The sequence below is a fragment of the Streptacidiphilus carbonis genome (assembly GCF_000787775.1).
GTDB classification, from domain to species: domain Bacteria; phylum Actinomycetota; class Actinomycetes; order Streptomycetales; family Streptomycetaceae; genus Streptacidiphilus; species Streptacidiphilus carbonis.
The window spans coordinates 1-22,326 of record NZ_BBPM01000028.1; the positions used below are offsets into that span (position 1 = coordinate 1).

A 22,326-nucleotide genomic window follows, 5' to 3' on the forward strand; every position below is an offset into this window, starting at 1 on the left:
CCCGCGGGGCCGGGGCGGGGTCAGACCGTGCCGCCGCCCAGCGTCAGCCCGCCGTCGAGCACCAGGGTCTGCCCGGTGATCCAGGACGCCTGCTCCGACAGCAGGAACGCCACCGCGCCGCCCACGTCCTCGGGCGCACCCAGCCGCTTCAGCGGGTAGGTCGCCGTCACCGCCTCCTCCTGGCCCATGAACAGGGCCTCCGCGAACTTGGTGCGCACCACGGCGGGCGCCACCGCGTTCACCCGCACGCTGGGGGCCAGCTCATGGGCGAGCTGCTGGGTGAGCTGGATCAGCGCGGCCTTGCTGGCCCCGTACATGCCGATGCCCGGGGCCGGACCCAGTGCGCTGACCGAGGAGACATTGACGATCGCGCCGCCGCGCTCGCGCAGCGACGCCTTGTGGACCAGCTGCACCCAGCCCAGCGTGGACACCAGGTTGATGTCCAGGATCTTGCGGGCCACGGACAGGTCCAGGTCGACCATCGGGCCGTAGGCCGGGTTGGTGCCGACATTGTTGACCAGGTGGTCGATCTGGCCGAAGCGCTCCATGGCCCGGTCCACCACCTCGACGCGGTGCGCCTCGTCATGGCTCTTGCCGGCGATGCCGAGGACCAGCTCCGGGCCGCCGAGCCGCTCCACCGCCGCGGCCAGGCTCTCGGTGTCCCGGCCGGTGATCACCACCCGCTCGCCCCGGGCCACCAGCGCCCCGGCGACGGCGAAGCCGATGCCTCGGCTGGCCCCGGTCACCAGCGCGACCTTGTTGCTCGGCGTCGTGTCGTTACCAGTCATTGCGTGCACCCTTCCGGATTTCTGCTAGAGCGTGAGGTCGACCAGCTGCGCGAGCGCGGCCCGGTGCCGGTCGGCGGTGCCCAGGGCGATCGAAGCGCTCTTGGCCCGCTTGAGGTAGAGATGGGCCGGGTGCTCCCAGGTGAAGCCGATTCCGCCGTGCAGCTGCACCGCCTCCTCGGCCGCGACGACCGCGACGGGCGAGGCGAAGGCCTGCGCCAGCGCCGACGAGACGGCCAGGTCGGTCCCGGTCGCGGCAGCGGCGGCGGCGCTCCGGGCGACGGCGCGCAGCTGCGCCACCGACACCCACAGGTCGGCCAGCCGGTGCTTGACGGCCTGGAAGGAGCCGACCGGGCGGCCGAACTGGTGACGCTCCTTCACATAGGCGGTGGTGGTCTCCAGCGCCCACTCGGCGACGCCCAGCTGCTCGGAGGCCAGCAGCGCGGCGCCGGTGGCCAGCGCGGTCCCCAGGACGGCGACTGCGGCGTCCCCGGAAGCGATCCGGCGGCCGGCCGCAGCGTCCAGGACCAGGTCGGCGAGCGGCCTGGTCATGTCCAGACTCACCACCGGCACGACGGTGAAGTCCTCCACCGCGTACAGCCCGGCCGACCCGTCCCGGTCCAGGGCCGGGACCAGCAGCACTCCGGCCGTACGGGCGTCCGCGACCAGGCGCGCCCTCCCGTGCAGCCGCCCGTCGGAGCCGGTCCGGACGGCGGAGGGGAAGGGGGCCGACGGTGCCGTGCCGAAGGGCACGGCCAGGGCGGCCACCAGCTCGCCGGAGGCCACCCGGGGCAGCAGCTCGGTCTCCTCGGCGGCCAGCAGCGCCGCCGTGGCCAGCACCGCGCTGCCGAGGTAGGGGACCGGCGCCGCGGCGCGGCCCAGCTCCTCCAGCACCACGGCGGTCTCCCGCCAGCCCGCCCCGGCGCCGCCCCACTTCTCCGGCACGGCGAGGCCGGTGACGCCCAGTTCGTCCGCCAGCGCCCGCCAGAGCGCGGTGTCGACGGGCTGCTCGCTCTCGGTCCTGGCGAGGGTCGCCGCCTGCGGCGCGCGGGCCGCCAGCAGCGCCCTGACGTTGCCGCGGAGCTCCTGCTCCACCTCGGAGTACTGGAGATCGGTCGATTCGGTCGATTCGCTCATCGCGGCAGGTCCTTCCAGGCGACGTCCTTGTCGACGCGGATCTCCTGGGGCAGTCCCAGGACCCGCTCGGCGATGATGTTCCGCAGGATCTCCGAGGTCCCGCCCTCGATCGAGTTGCCCTTGGCCCGCAGATAGCGGTAGCCGGGTGTGCCGCCCTCCATCGAGGGGTGCGAGGGCCTGCGGAAGGTCCAGTCGTCGTAGACCAGGCCCTCGTCGCCGAGCAGTTCCAGCTCCAGACCGGAGATCTGCTGGTTCAGCCGTGCGAAGGCGAGCTTGGCGGCGGAGCCCTCCGGGCCCGGCTGCCCCGCGGCCAGCTGCTGGCGCAGCCGCTCGCCGGTGAGCCTGGCCGCCTCGGCCTCCACCCACAGCCGCAGCAAGCCGTCCTGCAGACCGGGGGTGCGCAGCTCCGGCCGCTCGCGCCAGGTAGCGGCGACGGTGCCGATCAGCCCTCCCTCACGGGGGAGCGCGCTGCCGCCGATGGCGACCCGCTCGTTCATCAGCGTGGTCTGGGCGACCCGCCAGCCGTCGCCCACCTCGCCGAGCCGCCGGCTGTCGGGGATCCGGACGCCGGTCAGGAAGACCTCGTTGAACTCGGCCTCGCCGGTGGCCTGCCGCAGCGGGCGGACCTCGACGCCGGGCGCGGTCATGTCGCAGAGGAAGTAGGTCATGCCGCGGTGCTTGGGCACCGACGGGTCGCTGCGGGTGACCAGGATCGCCCACTGCGCCTCGTGCGCCAGCGAGGTCCACACCTTCTGCCCGTCCACCACCCAGGAGTCGCCGTCACGGACGGCGCGGGTGCCGAGCGCGGCGAGGTCGGAGCCGGCGCCGGGCTCGCTGAACAGCTGGCACCAGACCTCCTCGCCGGTCCACAGCGGGCGCAGGAAGCGCCGGTGGATCTCGGTGTCGCCGAAGGCCAGGAGGGTGGGCGCGGCCATGCCCAGGCCGATGCCGTGCCGCCCGGGGTCCAGCACGGGGGCTCCGGCGACGGCGAACTCCTCGTTCACCGCCTGCTGCAGTGAACGCGGGGCGTTGCGGCCACCGAGGCCGACCGGGAAATGGATCCAGGCGAGGCCGGCGTCGTAGCGGGCGCCGAGGAAGTCTGCGACGGGCGTGGTGGTGGGGTCGTGCGCGGCCAGCAGCTCCCGTACGGCGGCGCGGAGGGCTGGTTCGCTGATCTCAGGTGTGCTCATGGGGGTGGGACCCTCTCGACGGTGAGCGGGGGATCTTTGACTGCGGGGCGTGCCTGGCTGGTCGTGCAGTTCCCCGCGCCCCCAGGGAGGTGCAACCGGCCCACAGCGGTTCAGTTGCAGCCCCCCAGGGGCCCGGGAACTGCGCGACCAGCTGTCCACGGTCCGCAGCCGACAACTAGTCCAGCGGTCCGCCGGCCACATACACCACCTGGCCGGACACGAACCCGGCCCCCTCGCTGACGAGGAACGAGACGGTGTGCGCGATGTCGTCCGGGACGCCGACCCGCGCCACCGGGATCTGTGTGGCCGCTGCCGCCTTGAAGTCCTCGAAGCCCATGCCCACCCGCGCAGCGGTGGCCGCGGTCATGTCGGTGGCGATGAACCCCGGGGCGACCGCGTTGGCGGTGATGCCGAACTTGCCGAGCTCCTTGGCCAGGGTCTTGGTGAAGCCCTGCAACCCGGCCTTGGCGGCGGAGTAGTTGGCCTGGCCGCGGTTCCCCAGTGCCGACGAGGAGGAGAGGTTGACGATGCGTCCGTAGTTGGCGTCCACCATGTGCTTCTGGACCGCCTTGGACATCAGGAACGCGCCCTTGAGGTGCACGTTCATGACGGTGTCCCAGTCGTTCTCGCTCATCTTGAAGAGCAGGTTGTCGCGCAGCACGCCGGCGTTGTTGACCAGCACGGTCGGCGCGCCCAGCTCGGCGACGATCCGCTCGATCGCGGCGGCGACCTGCTCGGCGTTGCTGACGTCCGCGCCGACGGCGATGGCCCGGCCGCCCGCGGCGGTGATCTTCTCGACGGTGTCCTTGCCGGCCGCCTCCTCCAGGTCCACCACGGCCACGGCGAAGCCGTCGGCGGCGAGGCGGATCGCGGTGGCGGCGCCGATGCCGCGGGCACCGCCGGTGACGACGGCGACGCGGGGGGTCTGTTCGGTCATGGCAGTTGTCATTCCTTCGTTGAGGGGGAGTCCGCTGAGGGGGAGTGCGTTGAGTGGGGGTCGGGTCAGTGGGAGGCGGCTTCGGCGCGGTAGGGCTTCAGCTCGCGGTGCGCCAGCGAGCGCCGGTGCACCTCGTCCGGGCCGTCAGCGAAGCGCAGGGTGCGGGTCTGCGCCCACAGGTTCGCCAGCGGGAAGTCCTGGGAGATCCCGCCGCCGCCGTGCGCCTGGATCGCCTTGTCGAGGATCCACTCCACGGTGGACGGCGTGGCGATCTTGATGGCCTGGATCTCGGTGTGGGCGCCCTTGTTGCCGACGGTGTCCATCAGCCAGGCGGTCTTCAGCACCAGCAGCCGCAGCTGCTCGATCCGGACCCTGGACTCGGCGATCCACTCCTGCACCACGCCCTGCTCGGCCAGCGGCTGGCCGAACGCGGTACGGGAGACGGCCCGACGGCACATCAGTTCCAGGCCGCGCTCGGCCATGCCGATCAGCCGCATGCAGTGGTGGATCCGGCCGGGGCCGAGCCGGGCCTGGGCGATGGCGAAGCCCATCCCCTCACCCGCGATCAGGTTCTCGACCGGGACCCGGACGTCGTGGAAGTCGATCTCGGCGTGGCCGCCGTGGGCGCCGTCGGTGTAGCCGAAGACATGCATGCCCCGGCGGATCTCCACCCCGGGCGTGTCGCGCGGCACCAGCACCATGCTCTGCTGCTGGTGCTTCGGCGCGTCGGGGTCGGTCCGGCCCATGACCACCAGGATCTCGCAGGCCGGGTCCATGGCGCCGGAGGACCACCATTTGCGCCCGTTGATCACGTACTCCCCGCCCTGCCGCTCGATGCGGGTGGCGATGTTGGCGGCGTCGGAGGAGGCGACCTCGGGCTCGGTCATGCAGAAGGCGCTGCGGATCTCGCCCTCCAGCAGCGGCTCCAGCCAGCGCTTGCGCTGCTCCGGGGAGCCGAACTGGGCCAGCAGCTCCATGTTCCCGGTGTCGGGCGCGGCGCAGTTCAGTGCCTCCGGGGCCAGGTGCGGCACTCGGCCGGTGATCTCGGCCAGCGGAGCGTACTGGAGGTTGGTCAGCCCGGCGCCGCCGTGCTCCGTTCCTGGCAGGAAGAGATTCCACAGGCCGCGACGGCGCGCCTCGGCCTTGAGCTCCGCCATCACCGGCGGGCGGCTCCACTCGTTCCCGGCGTCGGCGAGCTGCCGGGCGGCCACCGCCTCGGCCGGGTAGACCAGCTCGTCCATGAAGGCGAGCAGTCGTTCCTGCAGTTCGCGGGTGCGGTCGTCGTACCGGAAGTCCATCAGTCTGCCTCCAGCTTGAGAAGGGTCTCCAGGGCGGAGCTGACCAGCGGCGCGACCATGTCGCCCACGTGCGAGAAGCCCTCGCCGACGGTCTTGCCCTGGGTGTAGCGGAAGTGGATGCCCTCGGCGATGACCGCCAGCTTGTAACCGGCGAAGGCCGTGTACCAGGGGAGCGGGGCGAGGTCCAGGCCGGTGCGTCCGGCGTAGCGGTCGAGCAGGTCGTCCATGGGTGGGAAGCCGGCCTCGGCGCTGACCGCGCCGGCGACCGGATTGCCGGGCAGGTCGCGGGAGACGTCCCAGTAGACCTTCATCAGGCCGACGTCTGCGAGGGGGTCGCCCAGGGTCGCCATCTCCCAGTCGAGCACCGCGGCGACGCTGTCGTCGTCGGCGATCACGGTGTTGTCCAGACGGTAGTCGCCGTGCACGATCGCGGGCCGCTGGCTCGCCGGGACCCGCCGGCCCAGCCGCCGCTGCAGCTCGTCCGCCCCGGGGATCTCACGGCTCCGGGAGGCCTCGAACTGCCGGAACCAGCGGGACACCTGACGTTCCAGATAGCCCTCGGGACGGCCGAACTCCGCGAGCCCCACCGCCGACGGGTCCACGGCATGCAGTTCGGCCAGTACGTCGACCAGCCGGTAGGAGAGCGCCCTGGCCCGCTCGGGACCGAGGTCCGCCGAGTCCTCGGCGAACCGGTAGACCCGTCCGGGGACCTCGTCCATCAGATAGAACGGCGCGCCGAGCACCTCGGCGTCGGTGCACAGCAGGTGCACCCCGGGCACCGGGACGCTGCTGCCGGCGAGGGCCGCGATCACCTGGTACTCGCGGGACATGTCGTGCGCGGTCGCCAGCACATGGCCCAGCGGGGGACGGCGCAGCACCCAGCGGTGCCGGTCGTCGTGCAGCCGATAGGTCAGATTGGACTTGCCGCCGCCGATCAGCTCCGCCGCGAGCGACCCTTCCACCAGCGCGGGACGGACCCGGTCGAGGTGGTCGCGGAGGCGGCCCAGGTCGAGGCCTGGGAGATCGAGCGATTGCACGGGCATGCATACCTCCTGGCACGTTATGCGGCAGAGTGGTGCGGAGGGTGGGAGCACCGGTGCCGCTGCCGCCACCATACCGACTGGTAGGTATGTCGGCTAGAGTGGCCCCGGACACACGCCGGGAGTGCTTCGGCGGACGTCGGAAAGGAACGCCATGGACACAGCAACGCGCGGTGCGGCCCCGCCGGTGCAGGAGCGCCTGCTCGCCGCCGCCAGCAGACTGTTCGCCGAGCGCGGCTTCGCCCTGACCTCCGTGCAGGAGATCGTCGAGCGCGCCGGGGTGACCAAGGGGGCGATGTACCACTACTACGCCTCCAAGGACGACCTGCTCCAGCAGATCTACACCCGGCTGCTGGACGTGCAGTCGGCCAGGCTGGAGGCGATAGCCGTCGCCGACCTGCCGGTGCGCGAACGGCTCCGCTCGGCCGCCGCCGACGTGGTGGTCAGCACCCTGGAGAACCTGGACGACGCGATGGTCTCCTGGCGTTCCATGCACATGCTCCCGCAGGAGCGGCTGGCCGAGGTGCGGCTGGAGCGGCGGCGCTACCACGAGCGGTTCCGGGCCCTGATCGAGCGGGGCCAGGCCGAGGGCGTGCTCAGGACCGACGTCTCCGCGGACCTGGCGACCCATCAGTTCTTCGGCGGGGTACACCATCTCGGCAGTTGGTACCACGCCGACGGCGAACTGACCCCCGCCTCGATCGGTGAGACCTTCGCCGACCTGTTGCTCAGGGGACTGGACCCATCCGGGTGATCGTGAATGACCGGAAGGGACCATCCCGGATCACGATTAGGCCGCAGGTCCGATCGGCGTGTCGTCTGGGTTCGGTTGGTTTGTATAGTGTGCGCCAGCAGCCGTCGGTTGCTCGGTGAAACCTCCCCGCACACGGCCCCGGCCGGTACGCGGGAAGCGGGTACGCCGCTGCCATGCCGCGTGTCCCCCTCCCACGGGGGGTGTGCGAAGGCGTTTTACGAGGGACGGTTCTCTATGGTGCTGGGGGAGATCGATATGACGGGTGCTCCGCTCCGCCTCTCCCAGTCACCGGGACAGCTGATTCGGATAGCCCAACAGGTGCATACCAGGCTCTGGGCGGAGCACGTCGGGCAGGACCTGACCGCTCCGCAGTACGCCGCGCTGATCGCGCTGGCCGTCGAGCCCGGCGCGGACCAGCGCACGGTGGGGGAGCGGGCGTCGCTGGACAAGGCGACGATGGCCGAGATGGTGGGCCGGCTGGTCCGCCGCGGTCTGGTGCTGCGCCGCCGCGACCCGGCGGACGGGCGGCGCAAGCTGCTCACGCTCTCGCCGCTCGGCGTCCGGATCGTCGACGAGGTGTCCCCGGGCGTGGCCCGGGTGCAGCAGGGGCTGCTGGAGCCGCTCACCGAGGCCCAGCGCTGCGAGCTGATGTCGGCGCTGGCCCGGATGGCGCGGATGGAGGACATGGCGCTGGAGACCATGGTGGAGGCCAGGCCCATCCTGGACGCGCCCAGGGTCGTCGGCTACCTGATCCGGGTGGCCCAGCAGGTGCACACCCGGCTGTGGACCGAGCTCGCCTCCAATGAGCTCACCGCGCCCCAGCACGCGGTGCTCGCCGCGTTGGCCGAGGAGCCCGGCATCGACCAGCGCACGGTCGGCGAGCGGGCGTCGCTGGACAAGGCGACGATGGCCGAACTGATCAGCCGACTGGTGCGGCGGGGCCTGGTGCTGCGTCGGCGGGACCCCTCGGACGGCCGCCGCAATCTGCTGGCGCTGGCCCCGGCGGGGGCGCAGCTGCTGGAGCAGGTCAACCCGGGCGTCACCGAGGTCCAGAACCGCATGCTCGCCCCGCTGGAACCCGCGGAGCGGGTCCGCTGCGTCGAACTCCTCGCGGTAGTCGCCCGCATCGCGGAGTAGGCACCTGCCTGATGGGCGCGGGGAACTGAACTGCCGACCATGCACCTCCGTGGAGGGTTGGCAGCGCGGTTCCCCGCGCCCATCAGGTCTGCGGCGGTGCGGTCAGAGTGTCGAAGACCTTGGGGCGGGCTGAGCGCAGGGCTGTGGTGATCGCGCCGAGCAGGACCGCGTCGTCGCCGAGACTGCTGGGGGTCACCCGGGGCCGCAGCGGGGTGAGCCGGTGCAGGGTGTCCTCCACGGTCTGCTGGAGCAGGTCCGCACTGTGGCCGACGCCGCCGCCCAGCACCACCAGATCCGGGTCCAGGACCGAGGACACCGCGGCGACCACATGCGCCAGCCGCTCCCCCTCCTGCCGCACCGCGGCCACCGCCGCGGGCACCCCCTCGCGCGCCGCCTCGAACACCTGCTTGGCGCTGAGCGGCCCGCTCATCCCCAGCATCCGGGCGCCCCGGACGACGGCCTCGCCGGACACCGCGTCCTCCAGCGACCCCCGCCGGGGCGCCCCCTCCACCGGGGAGGGCGCGGACGGCGGCATCGGATTGGTCAGCAGCGGCAGGAAGCCGATCTCGCCGGCGGCCCCGTGCGCCCCGCGGAACAGCTCGCCGTCGGCCACCACGCCCATGCCGAGGCCGGTACCGATCAGGATGTAGACGAAGAGCCGGCTGCCGGCCCCCGCGCCGCAGGCGTACTCACCGATCGCGGCGAGGTTGGCGTCGTTGTGCAGGGTCAGCGAGGTCGCCAGACCCTCCCGCATGCCGGCCACCAGACCGCTGCGGCCCCAGCCGGGGAGGTTGACCGCGTAGCGGACCCGTCCGGTCTGCTCGTCGAAGACGCCGGGTGCGCCGACCACGGCCTCGACGATGTCGCCCCGGCCCAGGCCCGCCGCCGCGGTCACCCGCTCGGCCGCGGCCAGGACCGCCTCCGCGACCGCGCTGCCGCTGCGGCCCCGGTTGGGGACGTCCTCGCGGGCCACCACGGTGCCTGCGAGGTCGGCCACGGCCAGCCGCAGCCAGGCCCGGCCGATGTCGACGCCGAGCACGTACCCGGCGGTGGGGTCCACCTCGTAGAGCACCGCCGTGCGGCCCCGGTCCGGGACGACGGTGCCGGCCTCGCGGGCCAGGCCGGCCTGCTCCAGGGCGGCCAGCGCGGCGGAGACGGTGGGCTTGGAGAGGCCGGAGTCGCGGGCCAGCTGCGCCCGCGAGGCGGGCCCGGCCGTGCGCAGCCGCTCCAGCAGCAGCCATTCGTTGTTGCTGCGCAGCCGCCGCCGGTTCCAGCGCTGGTCGACCGGTGGATCGGCGGGGTACTCGATCATGCTGCTCCGGCTGCCTCTCCGGTCGAACGACCAGTCCTCGACTGCTGCGGTGATCACTGTAGTGAGCAAACTCTTGACGCCTTAAGTAAAGATACCTAACTTAATCCCACCCCCAACCCACCGGAGGCCCGCGGTGCCCACTGCCCCTACACCCGCCCCACCGACGACGGAGCCAACAGGCCTGGTCCGGCGGATCGGCCTGTTCCAGGCGACCGCCATCAACATGAGTCAGATGTGCGGCGTCGGCCCCTTCATCACCATTCCGCTGATGGTGGCCGCCTTCGGCGGTCCACAGGCGATCATCGGCTGGATCGCCGGTGCGGTCCTCGCCCTGGTCGACGGCCTGGTCTGGGCCGAGCTCGGGGCCTCGCTGCCCGGCTCCGGCGGCACCTATGTCTATCTGCGCGAGGCGTTCCAGTACCGCTCGGGGAGGCTGATGCCCTTCCTCTTCGTCTGGACCGCGATGCTGTTCATCCCGCTGATCATGTCCACCGGCGTGGTCGGCCTGGTCTCCTACCTGGGCTACCTCTGGCCGGGGATGACCTCGCTGCAGGGAGACCTGGTGGGGCTCGGGGTGGTGGCCCTGGTGGTCGTGCTGCTCTGGCGGCGGGTCGAGAGCATCGGACGGATCACCGTGGCGATGTGGGCGGTGATGATCCTCGCCGTGCTGGCGCTGATCATCGCCTCCTACAGCCACTTCCACGCCGGGCAGGCGTTCGACTGGCCGGCCCATGCCATCCAGCTCACCCACGGCAGCTTCTGGACAGCCTTCGCCTCCGGGCTGACCATCGGCATCTACGACTACCTCGGCTACAACACCGCCTCGTACACCGGCGCCGAGATCAGGGAGCCGGGCCGGGTCATGCCCCGGGCCATCGTCTACTCGGTCATCGCCATCATGTGCATCTACCTGCTGATGCAGATCGGCGTGCTGGGCGTGGTGAACTGGCACGACATGCTGGACACCCACTCGGCGGCCTACACCTCGGTGGCCTCGGTGGTGCTGGAGCGGGCCTGGGGCCACACCGCGGCCCAGGTGGTGACCGTGCTGATCCTGATCACCGCCTTCGCCTCGGTCTTCGCCGGGCTGCTCGGCGGCTCCCGGGTGCCCTACGACGCGGCCCGGGACCGGGTCTTCTTCAAGCAGTACGGCAGGCTGCACCCCAAGCACCGCTTCCCGGTGCTGGGACTGCTCAGCATGGGCGTGATCACCGCGGCCGGCTTCCTGTTCGGCCGGCACACCAACCTGCAGACCCTGATCAGCCTGCTGACCACGGTGATGGTGATCGTCCAGTCGCTGGCCCAGGTGCTGGCGCTGGTGGTGCTGCGCAAGCGGCAGCCCGGGCTGAGCCGCCCCTACAAGATGTGGCTCTACCCGCTGCCCGGCGTGCTGGCGGGCATCGGCTGGCTCGTGGTGTACGGCTTCGCCGACAAGGCGGCGCCGGGGATCCACCCCATCGAGTGGTCACTGGCCTGGCTGGCGGCCGGCTGCATCGCCTTCGTGCTGTGGTCGCGCTTCGAGAAGGTCTGGCCGTTCGGGCCCAAGGAGGTCCGCGAGGAGTACCTGGAGCGGCAGCGCGAGGACGCCGCCGTGTCGGCCTAGACCCGCCGGGCGGGCGCCGGGTGCCCCGTGCGGCGGATTCCGTCGCGCGGGGCGTCCCGGTGCCTGCCCAGAATGGGTCCATGGCCAAGAAGAGTGACACCGCGGCGGGCCGCAAGGTCGGGGGAGTGACCGTCAGCGCGCGCATGGTGGTCTTCGCAGTGGTCGCGATCCTCGCGGTCTGGTTCATCCTGATGAACACCTCCTCGGTGAAGATCCACCTCTGGGGGCTCTCCACGGTCAGCTCCCCGTTGTGGCTGGTGCTGCTGGTGATGGCGGCGGTCGGGATGCTGCTGGGGTGGTTCGTGAAGCGGTACCGCGACCGCACCTGACGGCACCGGAAGAGGCGTGCGGGGTTCCGGTTGCGCCCTCGCCGGGTGACCCCCGCCACACGGCCGCAGGCATCCACGAAGCCCGATAGTTGATCCATTCCTTACCTGGGCGCAGCCTGTCGTCCACCTGGGGCCGGGCTGTCCGCCGTTCTGCCGGGGCGGGGTCGCTGCAGGTGTTCCGTCCCTGCTCAGGCCCGGCCGAAGAAATCCCGAAACAAGTGGAACCCGGGGTTTCGGTTGTCCGGGAGCGGGTACCCGGCGATTTCGGATCGGGATCGCGAACGGTGTTCGACTACGGAGTCGCATAGTAGTAAGGGCCTTTGGTCCTGGGCCGACGACCCGCTAACAATGGCGAAGTCGTCACGGCAGCCCCGCTGACCGCACTGCTCATCGCAGTGCCGGTCGAGGGGTTGCCTTCAGTCCGGCACCAACCGAAACCGGGGTGCCCCAGGCGCTGATCCGGCTCCCCAGGGCACCTGTCCCGCTCTGAGGAATCCGTCGGCCAGCCGCCGAGCCAGCCGATTGAGGTCCTCTCCCATGCACCGCAAGCCTGCTCTTCGTGTGCGAAAGCGCACGGCTGCCATCGTCGCCGCCGTCTCCGTCAGCGGTATGGCCGCGGCCGGCGTCGTGGTCGCCGAGTCCTCCGCCGCGACCCCGAGCTCCTCGGTCTCCTCGCAGGCGGACAGCCTGCAGAAGGTCGCCGACCTGCGGACCGCCGCCTCCGCCTCCGCGTCGGCGTCCGCCTCCGCCAAGGCCGCCGCCGAGAAGGCCGCCGCGCAGCAGGCTGCCGCTGCCAAGGCCGCCGCCCAGAAGGCCGCCGCCGCAAAGGCCGCTGCCGCCAAGGCTGCCGCGCAGAAGGCTGCCGCTCAGGCCGCGGCTGCCAAGGCCGCTGCGGAGCGGGCTGCCGCCGACCGGGCTGCCGCCGCCAAGGCCGCCGCCGACAGGCTTGCCGCCGAGAAGGCCGCCTCCGCCCGGGCCGCCGCCGCTGCCAGCCAGCAGGCCGCCTCCCGCTCCCAGACCCGGACCACGCTCAGCGGCAGCCCGCAGTCGATAGCCGCGCAGATCGTGCCGGCCGACCAGCTGGACTCGTTCGACGAGATCATCTCCCATGAGAGCGGCTGGGACGTCCACGCCACCAACGCCTCGTCCGGCGCGTACGGCCTGGGCCAGGCCCTGCCCGGCTCCAAGATGGCCTCGGCCGGCTCCGACTGGCAGAACAGCGCCGAGACCCAGATCCGCTGGGCCCTCAGCTACATGAACGACCGCTACGGCAGCCCGAACGCCGCCTGGCAGTTCTGGCAGGCCAACAACTGGTACTGACACGCAGCCGGTACCGAGAGGGGCGCTACGACCGGTCCTCCTCGGCCGGTCCGCCCTCCTCGGCCGCCTCCGCCGTTTCCGCGGCCACCTCCGCCTCCGCCGCTTCCGCGGCCACCTCCGCCTCCGCCGCTTCCGCGGCTGACGCGGCGTCACGAAGCTTGAGCGCCTCCTCCAGCGTGGGCGACTGCTCCCAGATGCTGTGGAAGGCCAGCCGCAGCGTCTCCGCGAGCGAGGGGTGGCGGATCACCAGTGCGGTGGTGGCGCCGGTCCTGGCCACCGGGTCGGGCATGTCGCACAGCACCGTCGACCCGTCGGTGACGATCAGCTTCAGCGGCAGGCTGTCGGCGATCCTGATCTCCTCGCCGACCTCGGCGAAGCGGCGGATCACCTCCAGCATGGCCGGGTCGTCCAGCACGTCGCGGCTGTAGAGCGCGCGGTTGGTGCGCCCGGCCGCGTGCATCCGGGCGGTTGCCTCCAGGCCGGCGGTGTTCTCCGACGGGGTCACCCACGGCGGACGGGAGAAGCTCAGCAGCTCGCGCTCGGCCTCGGACTGGATCCGGGCGAAGCGCTCGCTGATGTCCGCCGCGTCCCGCAGCACCTCGACGTAGTCCAGCGGGTCGGTGTGGGTGCGGCCGCTGTCCCAGGTCGGCAGCAGCTCGCGGGCGAGCTCGTCGGAGAGCCGCTCCAGCCGGCCCAGGGAGCGGCGCTGCTGCTCCATCAGCCGGTCGACGGCGATCTCGGGGGCGACGGCGGAGTAGCCGGCGACCCGTCCCGGGTGCAGCACCGCGAGTTGACGCCGGGTCAGGCCCTCCAGCACGTCGTACACCCGCTGCCTGGGCACCTGCGCCTCGCGGGCGACCTCGGCCGCGGTGAAGACGTCGCGTCGGATCAGCGCGAGGTACACCCGCGCCTCGTAGTTGGTGAGGCCGAGCTCTTCGAGGTCCGCTGCGCGCCTGTCGTCCGTTTGCATGGAGGCACCGTAGCGGCGATGGTCCCCGCTTTGGCAAGCCGTGTCCACGACGTGGCTGGAAGTTCCGCCACAGCTTTTCCCCAGGGAGATGTGCTGGGCGCTCAGAACTTCTTGTGGGGTTGTCATGTGTTCGCTAATCTTCTCGGCGCTGAGCACCACTCAACGGGGTGTCAGGTAGCATGTTTTGTCATGTGCCTGGCGTTCCCCCGGGCGGTGGCGGGCCGCTCCACGAAGGCGTCCCGGGTGCCGTCCTCACCCCACCGGAGGGCCGTCTGTTGCACACCCCCAGCACCTCACGCCGCAGACTGCGCAGAGTCGCAGTCGCCTCACTCTCCGCCGCCGCGCTCGTCGGCGGGGTCTTCGCGGCCGCAGCCCCTGCCGGCGCGGCCACCGGCCAGAGCGGATCGTCCGCCGCAGTCCACGTCAAGCACCTCTGTGCCGGCCCGGCCGGTGTGCACCAGATGGCCTGCCTGGCCCTGGCCCGCACCGACGTCACCCAGCCCGCCGCGCTGACCGCCAACGCGGTCTCGCCGCTGGCCACACCGTCCGGCTACGGTCCGACCGACCTGAAGAGCGCCTACGCCCTGCCGGCCAACGGCGGCGCCGGCGCCACGGTGGCCATCGTGGACGCCCAGGACGACCCCAACGCGGAGTCCGACCTGGCCGCCTACCGGACCCAGTACGGGCTGTCCGCCTGCACCACGGCCAACGGCTGCTTCAAGAAGGTCGACCAGAACGGCGGCACCAACTACCCGACCGCCGACTCCGGCTGGGCCGGGGAGATCTCGCTGGACCTCGACATGGTCTCCGCGGTCGCCCCCGCCGCCCACATCATCCTGGTCGAGGCCACTTCGGCGAACATGAGCGACCTGGGCACCGCTGTCAACGAGGCGGTCGCGCTGGGCGCCAAGTACGTGTCCAACAGCTACGGCGGGTCCGAGGACTCCACCGACACCAGCTCGGACGCCAGCTACTTCAACCACCCGGGCGTGGCCATCACCGTCTCCGCGGGTGACAGCGCCTACGGCGCCGAGTACCCGGCCGCCTCCAAGTACGTCACCTCGGTCGGCGGCACCTCGCTCAGCACCGCTTCCAACAGCCGCGGCTGGACCGAGAGCGTATGGTCCACCAGCAGCACCGAGGGCACCGGCTCCGGCTGCTCCGCCTACGACGCCAAGCCCACCTGGCAGACCGACACCGGCTGCTCCAGGCGCACCATCGCCGACGTCTCCGCCGTGGCCGACCCCGCCACCGGCGTGGCGGTCTACGACAGCTACGGCGCCTCGGGCTGGCAGGTCTACGGCGGCACCAGCGCCTCCTCCCCGATCATCGCCGGCGTCTACGCCGACGCGGGCACCCCGGCCGCGGGCACCGTCCCGGCCCAGTACCCCTACCAGCACACCAGCGCGCTGAACGACGTGACCAGCGGCAGCAACGGGACCTGTTCCCCGAGCTACCTCTGCACCGCGGGCGCCGGCTACGACGGTCCGACCGGCCTGGGCACCCCCAACGGCCTGGCCGCCTTCACGGCGGGGAGCAGCACCGGCGGCAACACCGTCACCGTCACCGGACCCGGCAACCAGAGCGGCACCGTCGGCACCGCCGCCTCGCTGCAGATCCACGCCACCGACTCGGCCTCGGGCCAGACCCTGACCTACTCGGCCTCCGGCCTGCCCGCCGGCCTGTCCGTCAACTCCTCGACCGGCCTGATCTCCGGCACCCCGACCACGGCCGGCAGCTCCTCGGTGACGGTGACCGCCACCGACGCCACCGGGGCCTCCGGCAGCGCCTCCTTCACCTGGACCATCGCCGGCTCAGGCGGTGGCGGCGGCTGCACCGCGGCCCAGCTGCTCGGCAACCCCGGCTTCGAGACCGGCAGCGCCTCGCCCTGGAGCGCCACCGCCGGCGTCATCGACAACTCCAGCAGCGAGCCGGCCCACAGCGGCAGCTGGAAGTCCTGGCTGGACGGCTACGGCACGACCCACACCGACACCCTGTCCCAGTCGGTGACCGTGCCCGCCGGCTGCACCAGCGCGACGCTGACCTTCTGGCTCCACATCGACACCGCGGAGACCACGACCAGCACCGCCTTCGACACCCTCAAGGTCACGGCCGCCACGGGCAGCACCACCACGACCCTGGCAACCTACTCCAACCTCAACAAGGGCAGCGGCTACACCCAGCGCAGCTTCAACCTCTCCTCCTACGTCGGCAGGACCGTCACCCTGAAGTTCACCGGGGCGGAGGACTCCAGCCTGCAGACCAGCTTCGTGGTCGACGACACCGCGATCAACGTGTCCTGACCTGCAGCAACGCTTGCACGGCTGCCCTCGTCGCGGGATTCCCGCGGCGGGGGCAGCCGTGCTTACCTGCCGTAAGGCAAGGCTGGTGTTCCGCAGTGTCAGTGGTGCACGATACGGTGCGCACCTGCTCGCATCCGAGCAGCGAACGGTGAACCACCCAGGAGCCCTGCCACCCATGTCCGACTCCCCGGTCGACACAGCGACCGAACCCACTGCGAACCCGCCCGAACCGTCACCCGAGGCGCCCGCCGACGGTCCCAACTACCTGAGCCACAAGCAGATCATGGTCGTCATGGGCGGCCTGATGGCGGGCATGCTGCTCGCCGCCCTCGACCAGAGCATCGTCGGCACCGCGCTGCCCACGATCGTCAGCCAGCTCGGCGGCATCGACAAGCTGTCCTGGGTGGTCACCGCCTATCTGCTGACCTCCACCGCGGCCACCCCGCTCTGGGGCAAGATCTCCGACCTCTACGGCCGCCGGATCATCTTCCAGTCGGCGATCGTGATCTTCCTGATCGGCTCGGCGCTGGCCGGCCTCAGCCAGAACATGGGCGAGCTGATCGGCTTCCGGGCGATCCAGGGCATCGGCGGCGGCGGTCTGATGTCGCTCGCCTTCGCCATCATCGGCGACGTGATACCGCCCCGGGAGCGCGGCCGCTACCAGGGTCTGATGGGCGCGGTCTTCGGCCTGGCCAGCGTGGCGGGGCCGCTGCTCGGCGGCTGGTTCACCGACTCCATCGGCTGGCGCTGGATTTTCTACATCAACCTGCCGATCGGCCTGGGCGCCCTGGTGGTCTGCTCCTTCGCGCTGAAGCTGCCGGTCAACCGCCGTGAGCACAGCATCGACTACCTGGGCTCCGCCGCCATCGTCACCGGCGTCACCAGCCTGCTGCTCTACCTGAACTGGGCCGGCACCAGCTACGGCTGGGTCTCCTGGCAGGGCCTGCTGCTGCTCGGCGGGTCGATCCTGCTGACCGTGGGCTTCGTGGTGATCGAGCAGCGCGCGGCCGAGCCGATCCTGCCGATGCGGCTGTTCCGCAACCCGATCTTCTCGGCCGGCAACGGCTTCGGCTTCTTCGCCGGGTTCGCCATGTTCGGCGGCATCATCTACCTGCCGGTCTACCTGCAGGCGGTGCAGGGCATGTCGGCCACCAAGTCGGGGCTGGGGATGCTGCCGGCCGTCGCCGGGATCATGGCCACCGCGATCACCTCGGGCCGGCTGATGGCCAAGACCGGCAAGTACAAGATCTTCCCGATCGTCGGCGCGCTGGTGATCATAGGCTCGCTGCTGCTGCTCAGCACCCTCAGCAACACCACCGCCTACTGGCAGGTGGCGCTGTACGCCTTCGCCTTCGGCGCGGGCCTGGGGCTGACCATGCAGACCATGGTCACCGCCATCCAGAACGCGGTGGACTTCCGCGACATGGGCGTGGCGACGGCCTCGGCCACCTTCTTCCGGCAGATCGGCGCCTCCATCGGCACCGCGATCTTCGGCACGGTGCTGACCAGCCGTCTGGCCCACTACATGAAGCAGGAGTTCGCAGGCAGCCCGGCCGGCTCCGGCGGCGGCAAGCTGGACGCCAACAACGTCCAGGCCATCCAGCACCTGGCCGCCCCGGCGAAGGAGCACGTCACGGCGGCGTTCGCGCACGCCATCGGCGACCTCTTCCTGACCGGCGTCCCCTTCATCGCCATCGCCCTGGTCTTCGCCCTGCTCCTGAAGGAGAAGCCGCTGGCCACGATGGACCCCTCGGCGGCTCCGCCCGCGCACTAGGGGTTCCGGCCGTCTTCGGCTGCGGACCGTAGTGGGTTTGTCGCGCAGTTCCCGCGCCCCCAGGGGTCTGCAACCGCCTCAGTTGCAGACAGCTGGGGGCGCGGGGAACTGCGCGACAAACCAGGCACACGCCGCAGCCGACATTCGGACGAACTACGCCGAAGCCCGGGCCATCTCGTCCAGCGCCTTCAGCAGCACCGTGAACCGGGGACCGCACCCCACCGGCAGTACCTCGTGCGGCTTGTCGTCGAACAGCAGCACGACCATGTCGTCCGTACGGGCGGTGAGGCTCCAGCCGGGGCCGTCCGCCCGTACCAGCCGGCCGTCCTCGCCGGCGGGCGAGGAGCGCACGCGGCCGGCCGGCGGCGGCGTCCTGGTGTACTCGGTCGCCTCCGCGAGCACCTTGGCGATCGGCTCGGGCACCTCGTCCGGATGCTCGTCGAACTCGACGCTATCGGCTATCTGCTCGCGCCACATCTGCCACTGGTGGGCGATGTCGTCCGCGCCCATCCGGCGCTGGGCCGGCCCCCACTGCTTGGGGTCGGGCGGGGTGAGCAGCGGGTGGTCGTCCTCACCGGGCTCCGGGTCGTGCGGGTCCGGCAGCCCGGGGGTCTGCACGGTCAGCTCCATGGGCCAGCCGGGCAGCGAGTCCACCACGGTGCGGTCGGGCGGGGTCAGGTCGTAGGACATCCCGCAGTCCCAGGCGGCGATGGCACAGCCCACCAGCGCGGCGTCGTCGGAGACCACGGTCCACCGCGCCCCTTCGGCGTCCTGCCCGAACAGCAGTCCGTAGCCGTCGGCCCAGGCCTCCAGGCCGAGCGAGCCGCAGGCGGCCGGATAGTCGTCCCCGAGCAGGCTCGGGAACTGCCCCGGCGTCAGCAGCACCGCGCTGAGCACGTAGAACGCGTCGTCGTCGACCTCCGCCATGGGGGAGCCCCCGCCTCTCTGCGCGCATGCCTCCTGCCCCAACGGCCCCGGAGGTCGGCCCATGGTAGTGAGCCGACCCCGGAAACGGCCAGAGGCTGCTTGCTGTGGGTCACCTGTGCTCCCCGGAGGGCGCGCACGGGTGAGCCCTCAGCCCGCGGTGATCGCGCGCAGGCTCTCCTTGAGCGAGCCCATCGTCGCCAGCACGGCCGTCGGCTCGTAGCCGCAGTGGGCCATGCAGTTGTCGCAGCGGGGGTCCTTGCCGCGGCCGTAGTTGTCCCACTCGGTGCTGTCCAGCAGCTCCTGGTAGGTGTCCACATAGCCGTCGGACATCAGGTAGCAGGGCTTCTGCCACCCCTTCAGCGAATAGGAGGGGATCGCCCAGGGGGTGCACTCGAAGTCGGTCTTGCCCTCGAGGAAGTCGAGGTAGAGCGCCGAGTGGTTGAGCCGCCAGCTCTTGCGGCGGCCGTCGGCGAAGGCCTTCTTGAACATCGCCCTGGTCTGCTCCACGCCCAGGAACCGGTCCTGGTCGGGCGCCTTCTCGTAGGCGTAGCCGGGCGAGATCTGCATCCGGTCGACCTTCAGGTCGTCGTTGAGGTACTGGAGCACCTCGATGACGTCCTGCGGGCTGTCGTTGTTGAAGAAGGTCGAGTTGGTGAACACCGTGAAGCCGGCCGCCTTGGCCTGCTTGATCGCCTCGATGGCCTGGTCGAACACGCCGACCTTGCTCACCGACTCGTCGTGCCGCTCACGCAGCCCGTCGATGTGCACCATCCAGGCGAAATTGCGGTTCGGCTTGAACTTGTGCAGATGCTTGGGCAGCAGCACGGCGTTGGTGCAGAGCACCACGAACTTGTTCTTGTCCAGCAGCGCCTGCGTCATCTCGGCGATCTGCGGGTGCATCAACGGCTCGCCGCCGGCCAGCGACACCATCGGTGCGCCGGCCTCCTCGACGGCGCCGACGACCTTCTCGACCGTCATGCGCTGTTTCAGCATGCTGGCCGGTTCCTGGATCTTGCCACAGCCCGCGCAGGCGAGGTTGCAGGCGAAAAGGGGTTCGACCTCCACAATCAGCGGGAACTTCTTCCGCCGAAGGATCTTCTGCTTGAGGAGGTACGTGCCCATCTTGACGGTCAGATTAAGTGGGAGTCCCATGATCACTGTCTCCGTTCCCCCGGGCCCCAGGGTTGGTGCCCTCCACTAACATACAGTCTGTATGGAACAGGATGTAGGTATGTCAGTGCCCAGGATCAGGCGAAGTCGAAGCGCGGAGCATGTCGCGGACACCCGGCGTGCGCTGTTGCGCGCGGCGCGTGAGCTCTTCGCCGAGCGCGGCTACGCCGCGACCGGGACCGAGGACATCGTGGCAGCCGCCGCGGTGACCCGTGGCGCGCTCTACCACCACTTCAAGGACAAGGCGGACCTGTTCCGAGCGGTGATGGCGGAGTGCGCCCAGGAGATGGCGGAGCGCCTGGTCGCCCAGGAGACCGCCCGTGCCGAGACCAACCCCGGCGACGCCTGGCAGCTGCTGCGCAGTGGCTTCCAGTCCTTCCTGGACGCCTGCAACGACGCGCAGTTCCAGCGGATCGTACTCATTGAGGGCCCCGCCGTGCTGGGACACAGCGCCTGGGACGCTCTGGTGGAGGAGCACGGGTACGTCCTGCTGGCCGAGGCGCTGACCGAGGCGATCCGCGAGGGCAACGTGGACGACCTGCCGGTGGGGCCGCTGACCAGGATGCTGGCTGCGCTGATCTCCGAGGCCAGCCTGTACATCGCCAGGGCCGAGGACCATGTCCGGGCCCGCGAGGAGGCCGGCCTGGTACTGGAGCGGCTGCTCATCGGACTGGGACGCGTCCCGGGCGTGTCGCCCGCACTTGTTACCGGCCAGTCATAAGTCTTCCGGAGCAGGCCCCGGTGCCCTACCCTCCTGATTGCGCCACTGATTACTGGCACGGTCGGGGAGGATCGCGATGAGCAGCAGTACCGAAGAGCCGGTGCAGCACGTCCGGGTCGCCGTCGTCGGCTCCGGCTTCGGGGGGCTGGGGGCCGCCGTGCGGCTGCGGCAGGAGGGCGTCGACGACTTCGTGGTGCTGGAACGGGCCGGCTCGGTCGGCGGCACCTGGCGCGACAACAGCTACCCGGGCTGCGCCTGCGACGTCCCCTCGCACCTGTACTCCTTCTCCTTCGCGCCCAACCCGGAGTGGCCGCGGACCTTCTCCGGCCAGCCGGAGATCCGGGCCTATCTGGAGCGGATCGCGGACCGGTTCCGGCTGCGGCCGCACCTGCGGTTCCACCACGAAGTGCTGAGCGCCCGCTGGGACGCCGGGCAGGCCCGTTGGGAGCTGGAGACCAACCAGGGCCGCTACAGCGCCCAGGTACTGGTCGCCGCCTGCGGGCCGCTGGCCGACCCCTCGGTGCCAGACCTGCCCGGCCTGGCCGACTTCCCCGGCGAGGTGTTCCACTCGGCCCGCTGGAACCACGACTACGACCTGGCCGGCAAGCGGGTCGCCGTGGTCGGCACCGGAGCCTCCGCCATCCAGATCGTGCCGATGATCCAGCCGCAGGTCGAACGGCTGGTGCTGCTGCAGCGCACCCCGCCGTGGGTGATGCCGCGGATGGACCGCGACATCACCGCCGCCGAGCGATGGCTCTACCGGCGCCTCCCGGCCACTCAGCGGGCCCTGCGCGCCGCGCTGTGGGGGATCAGGGAGGGCCAGACCCGGATGTTCGTCAACCGCCCGGTGCTGCTGCGGGCCGCCGAGCGGATGGCCAAGCGCAACCTCGACAGCCATATCGCGGACCCGGCGCTGCGGGCCAGGCTCACGCCCGACTACCGCTTCGGCTGCAAGCGGGTGCTGCTGTCCAACACCTACTACCCGGCGCTGGCGCAGCCCAATGTGGACGTCGCCGCCGGGCTCAGGGAGGTGCGCGGCAGCAGCGTGGTCGCCGCCGACGGCAGCGAGCACGAGGTCGACGCGATCATCCTGGGCACCGGGTTCCATGTCACCGACATGCCGATCGGCAGCCGGATCACCGGCGCCGCCGGACGCACCCTCGCCGAGGAGTGGAAGGACGGCATGGCCGCCCTGCGCGGCACCACCGTCAGCGGCTTCCCCAACCTGCTGTTCGTCATCGGCCCCAACACCGGGCTGGGCACCAGCTCCATGGTGCTGATGATCGAGTCGCAGCTGAACTACCTCGCCGACTACCTGCGCCGGCTGGAGGGCACCGGCGCCGCCGCGCTGGACGTCGCCCCGGCGGCCCAGCAGCGCTGGAACGAGGCGGTGCAGCGGCGGATGGCCGGCACGGTGTGGAACACCGGCGGCTGCCGCAGCTGGTACCTGGACGCCAACGGCAACAACACCGTGCTCTGGCCCGGCACCACCGCCCACTTCCGCCGCGAGACCCGGACCGTGGACCTGGCCGAGTACGAACTCGTCGGCAAGCGGGTCCCGGCCCCGGTCCGCGCGGACGCCTGAAGACCCGCAGACCCGCACACCCGAAAGGACCCCA

The 22,326-nt window shown here is 71.2% G+C and carries 19 protein-coding genes; 9 read left to right on the plus strand and 10 right to left on the minus strand.

Annotated elements, in window-relative coordinates:
• Positions 1–20: 20 nt before the first annotated feature.
• The 6 genes from TR46_RS21695 to TR46_RS21720 form a co-directional block, all read right to left on the minus strand.
• Positions 21–788, minus strand: a complete 768-nt coding sequence (locus TR46_RS21695) for an SDR family oxidoreductase (RefSeq protein ID WP_042403861.1) — start codon at positions 786–788, stop codon at positions 21–23.
• Between the two features lie 24 nt (positions 789–812).
• Complete coding sequence (locus TR46_RS21700) at positions 813–1,922, minus strand: acyl-CoA dehydrogenase family protein (protein ID WP_042403864.1); 1,110 nt, start codon at positions 1,920–1,922, stop codon at positions 813–815.
• Positions 1,919–3,112 carry an acyl-CoA dehydrogenase family protein gene (locus TR46_RS21705; RefSeq protein ID WP_042403866.1) on the minus strand — a complete coding sequence of 398 codons (1,194 nt, stop codon included), beginning with the start codon at positions 3,110–3,112 and terminating at the stop codon, positions 1,919–1,921. The genes TR46_RS21700 and TR46_RS21705 overlap by 4 nt, the downstream gene beginning before the upstream one ends.
• A gap of 175 nt (positions 3,113–3,287) precedes the next feature.
• Positions 3,288–4,049 (minus strand): 3-oxoacyl-ACP reductase FabG, encoded by a 762-nt coding sequence (gene fabG, locus TR46_RS21710; protein WP_042403870.1) that lies wholly within the window; start codon positions 4,047–4,049, stop codon positions 3,288–3,290.
• A 65-nt stretch (positions 4,050–4,114) separates the two neighbouring features.
• Positions 4,115–5,347, minus strand: coding sequence for an acyl-CoA dehydrogenase family protein (locus tag TR46_RS21715; RefSeq protein WP_042403872.1), 1,233 nt, complete (start codon positions 5,345–5,347; stop codon positions 4,115–4,117).
• A complete protein-coding gene (locus TR46_RS21720; RefSeq protein ID WP_439654381.1) occupies positions 5,347–6,384 on the minus strand; it encodes a phosphotransferase family protein in 1,038 nt (345 codons plus the stop codon). The genes TR46_RS21715 and TR46_RS21720 overlap by 1 nt, the downstream gene beginning before the upstream one ends.
• A 157-nt stretch (positions 6,385–6,541) precedes the next feature.
• Here TR46_RS21720 and TR46_RS21725 point away from each other — a divergent pair, with 157 nt between their 5' ends.
• Entirely contained in the window at positions 6,542–7,141 is a 600-nt protein-coding gene (locus tag TR46_RS21725; protein ID WP_042403876.1) for a TetR/AcrR family transcriptional regulator, read from the plus strand.
• A 318-nt stretch (positions 7,142–7,459) separates the two neighbouring features.
• The gene (locus tag TR46_RS39720; RefSeq protein ID WP_161790176.1) at positions 7,460–8,278 is read left to right on the plus strand and encodes a MarR family winged helix-turn-helix transcriptional regulator; all 819 of its coding nucleotides are present in this window, start codon (positions 7,460–7,462) and stop codon (positions 8,276–8,278) included.
• Positions 8,279–8,360: 82 nt separating this feature from the next.
• On the opposite strand, the gene TR46_RS21740 is transcribed toward TR46_RS39720, so the two are convergent.
• Positions 8,361–9,590, minus strand: coding sequence for an ROK family transcriptional regulator (locus tag TR46_RS21740; protein WP_042403973.1), 1,230 nt, complete (start codon positions 9,588–9,590; stop codon positions 8,361–8,363).
• A 133-nt stretch (positions 9,591–9,723) separates the two neighbouring features.
• Here TR46_RS21740 and TR46_RS21745 point away from each other — a divergent pair, with 133 nt between their 5' ends.
• The 3 genes from TR46_RS21745 to TR46_RS21755 all read left to right on the plus strand — a co-directional run bounded on the left by TR46_RS21745 (position 9,724) and on the right by TR46_RS21755 (position 12,842).
• Complete coding sequence (locus TR46_RS21745) at positions 9,724–11,193, plus strand: APC family permease (RefSeq protein WP_042403878.1); 1,470 nt, start codon at positions 9,724–9,726, stop codon at positions 11,191–11,193.
• Between the two features lie 80 nt (positions 11,194–11,273).
• Entirely contained in the window at positions 11,274–11,522 is a 249-nt protein-coding gene (locus TR46_RS21750) for a LapA family protein (protein ID WP_042403882.1), read from the plus strand.
• Positions 11,523–12,083: 561 nt separating this feature from the next.
• A complete protein-coding gene (locus tag TR46_RS21755; protein WP_052432990.1) occupies positions 12,084–12,842 on the plus strand; it encodes an aggregation-promoting factor C-terminal-like domain-containing protein in 759 nt (252 codons plus the stop codon).
• A 25-nt stretch (positions 12,843–12,867) separates the two neighbouring features.
• Here the strand turns inward: TR46_RS21755 and TR46_RS21760 are convergent, their stop codons facing one another.
• Positions 12,868–13,812, minus strand: coding sequence for a TrmB family transcriptional regulator (locus TR46_RS21760; RefSeq protein WP_063770649.1), 945 nt, complete (start codon positions 13,810–13,812; stop codon positions 12,868–12,870).
• Positions 13,813–14,117: 305 nt separating this feature from the next.
• On the opposite strand from TR46_RS21760, the gene TR46_RS21765 reads away from it, so the two are divergent.
• Together TR46_RS21765 and TR46_RS21770 are read left to right on the plus strand one after the other, a co-directional pair.
• Positions 14,118–16,115 (plus strand): putative Ig domain-containing protein, encoded by a 1,998-nt coding sequence (locus TR46_RS21765; RefSeq protein ID WP_042403978.1) that lies wholly within the window; start codon positions 14,118–14,120, stop codon positions 16,113–16,115.
• A gap of 175 nt (positions 16,116–16,290) precedes the next feature.
• Positions 16,291–17,889 (plus strand): MDR family MFS transporter, encoded by a 1,599-nt coding sequence (locus TR46_RS21770; protein WP_042403883.1) that lies wholly within the window; start codon positions 16,291–16,293, stop codon positions 17,887–17,889.
• Positions 17,890–18,042: 153 nt separating this feature from the next.
• Here the strand turns inward: TR46_RS21770 and TR46_RS21775 are convergent, their stop codons facing one another.
• Together TR46_RS21775 and hpnH are read right to left on the minus strand one after the other, a co-directional pair.
• Positions 18,043–18,816, minus strand: coding sequence for a hypothetical protein (locus TR46_RS21775; protein WP_042403884.1), 774 nt, complete (start codon positions 18,814–18,816; stop codon positions 18,043–18,045).
• A gap of 147 nt (positions 18,817–18,963) precedes the next feature.
• A complete protein-coding gene (hpnH, locus tag TR46_RS21780) occupies positions 18,964–19,968 on the minus strand; it encodes an adenosyl-hopene transferase HpnH (RefSeq protein WP_042403886.1) in 1,005 nt (334 codons plus the stop codon).
• Positions 19,969–20,047: 79 nt separating this feature from the next.
• Here hpnH and TR46_RS21785 point away from each other — a divergent pair, with 79 nt between their 5' ends.
• Together TR46_RS21785 and TR46_RS21790 are read left to right on the plus strand one after the other, a co-directional pair.
• Entirely contained in the window at positions 20,048–20,707 is a 660-nt protein-coding gene (locus TR46_RS21785) for a TetR/AcrR family transcriptional regulator (RefSeq protein ID WP_052432991.1), read from the plus strand.
• A gap of 76 nt (positions 20,708–20,783) precedes the next feature.
• The gene (locus tag TR46_RS21790) at positions 20,784–22,292 is read left to right on the plus strand and encodes a flavin-containing monooxygenase (RefSeq protein WP_042403887.1); all 1,509 of its coding nucleotides are present in this window, start codon (positions 20,784–20,786) and stop codon (positions 22,290–22,292) included.
• The last annotated feature ends 34 nt before the right edge of the window (positions 22,293–22,326 follow it).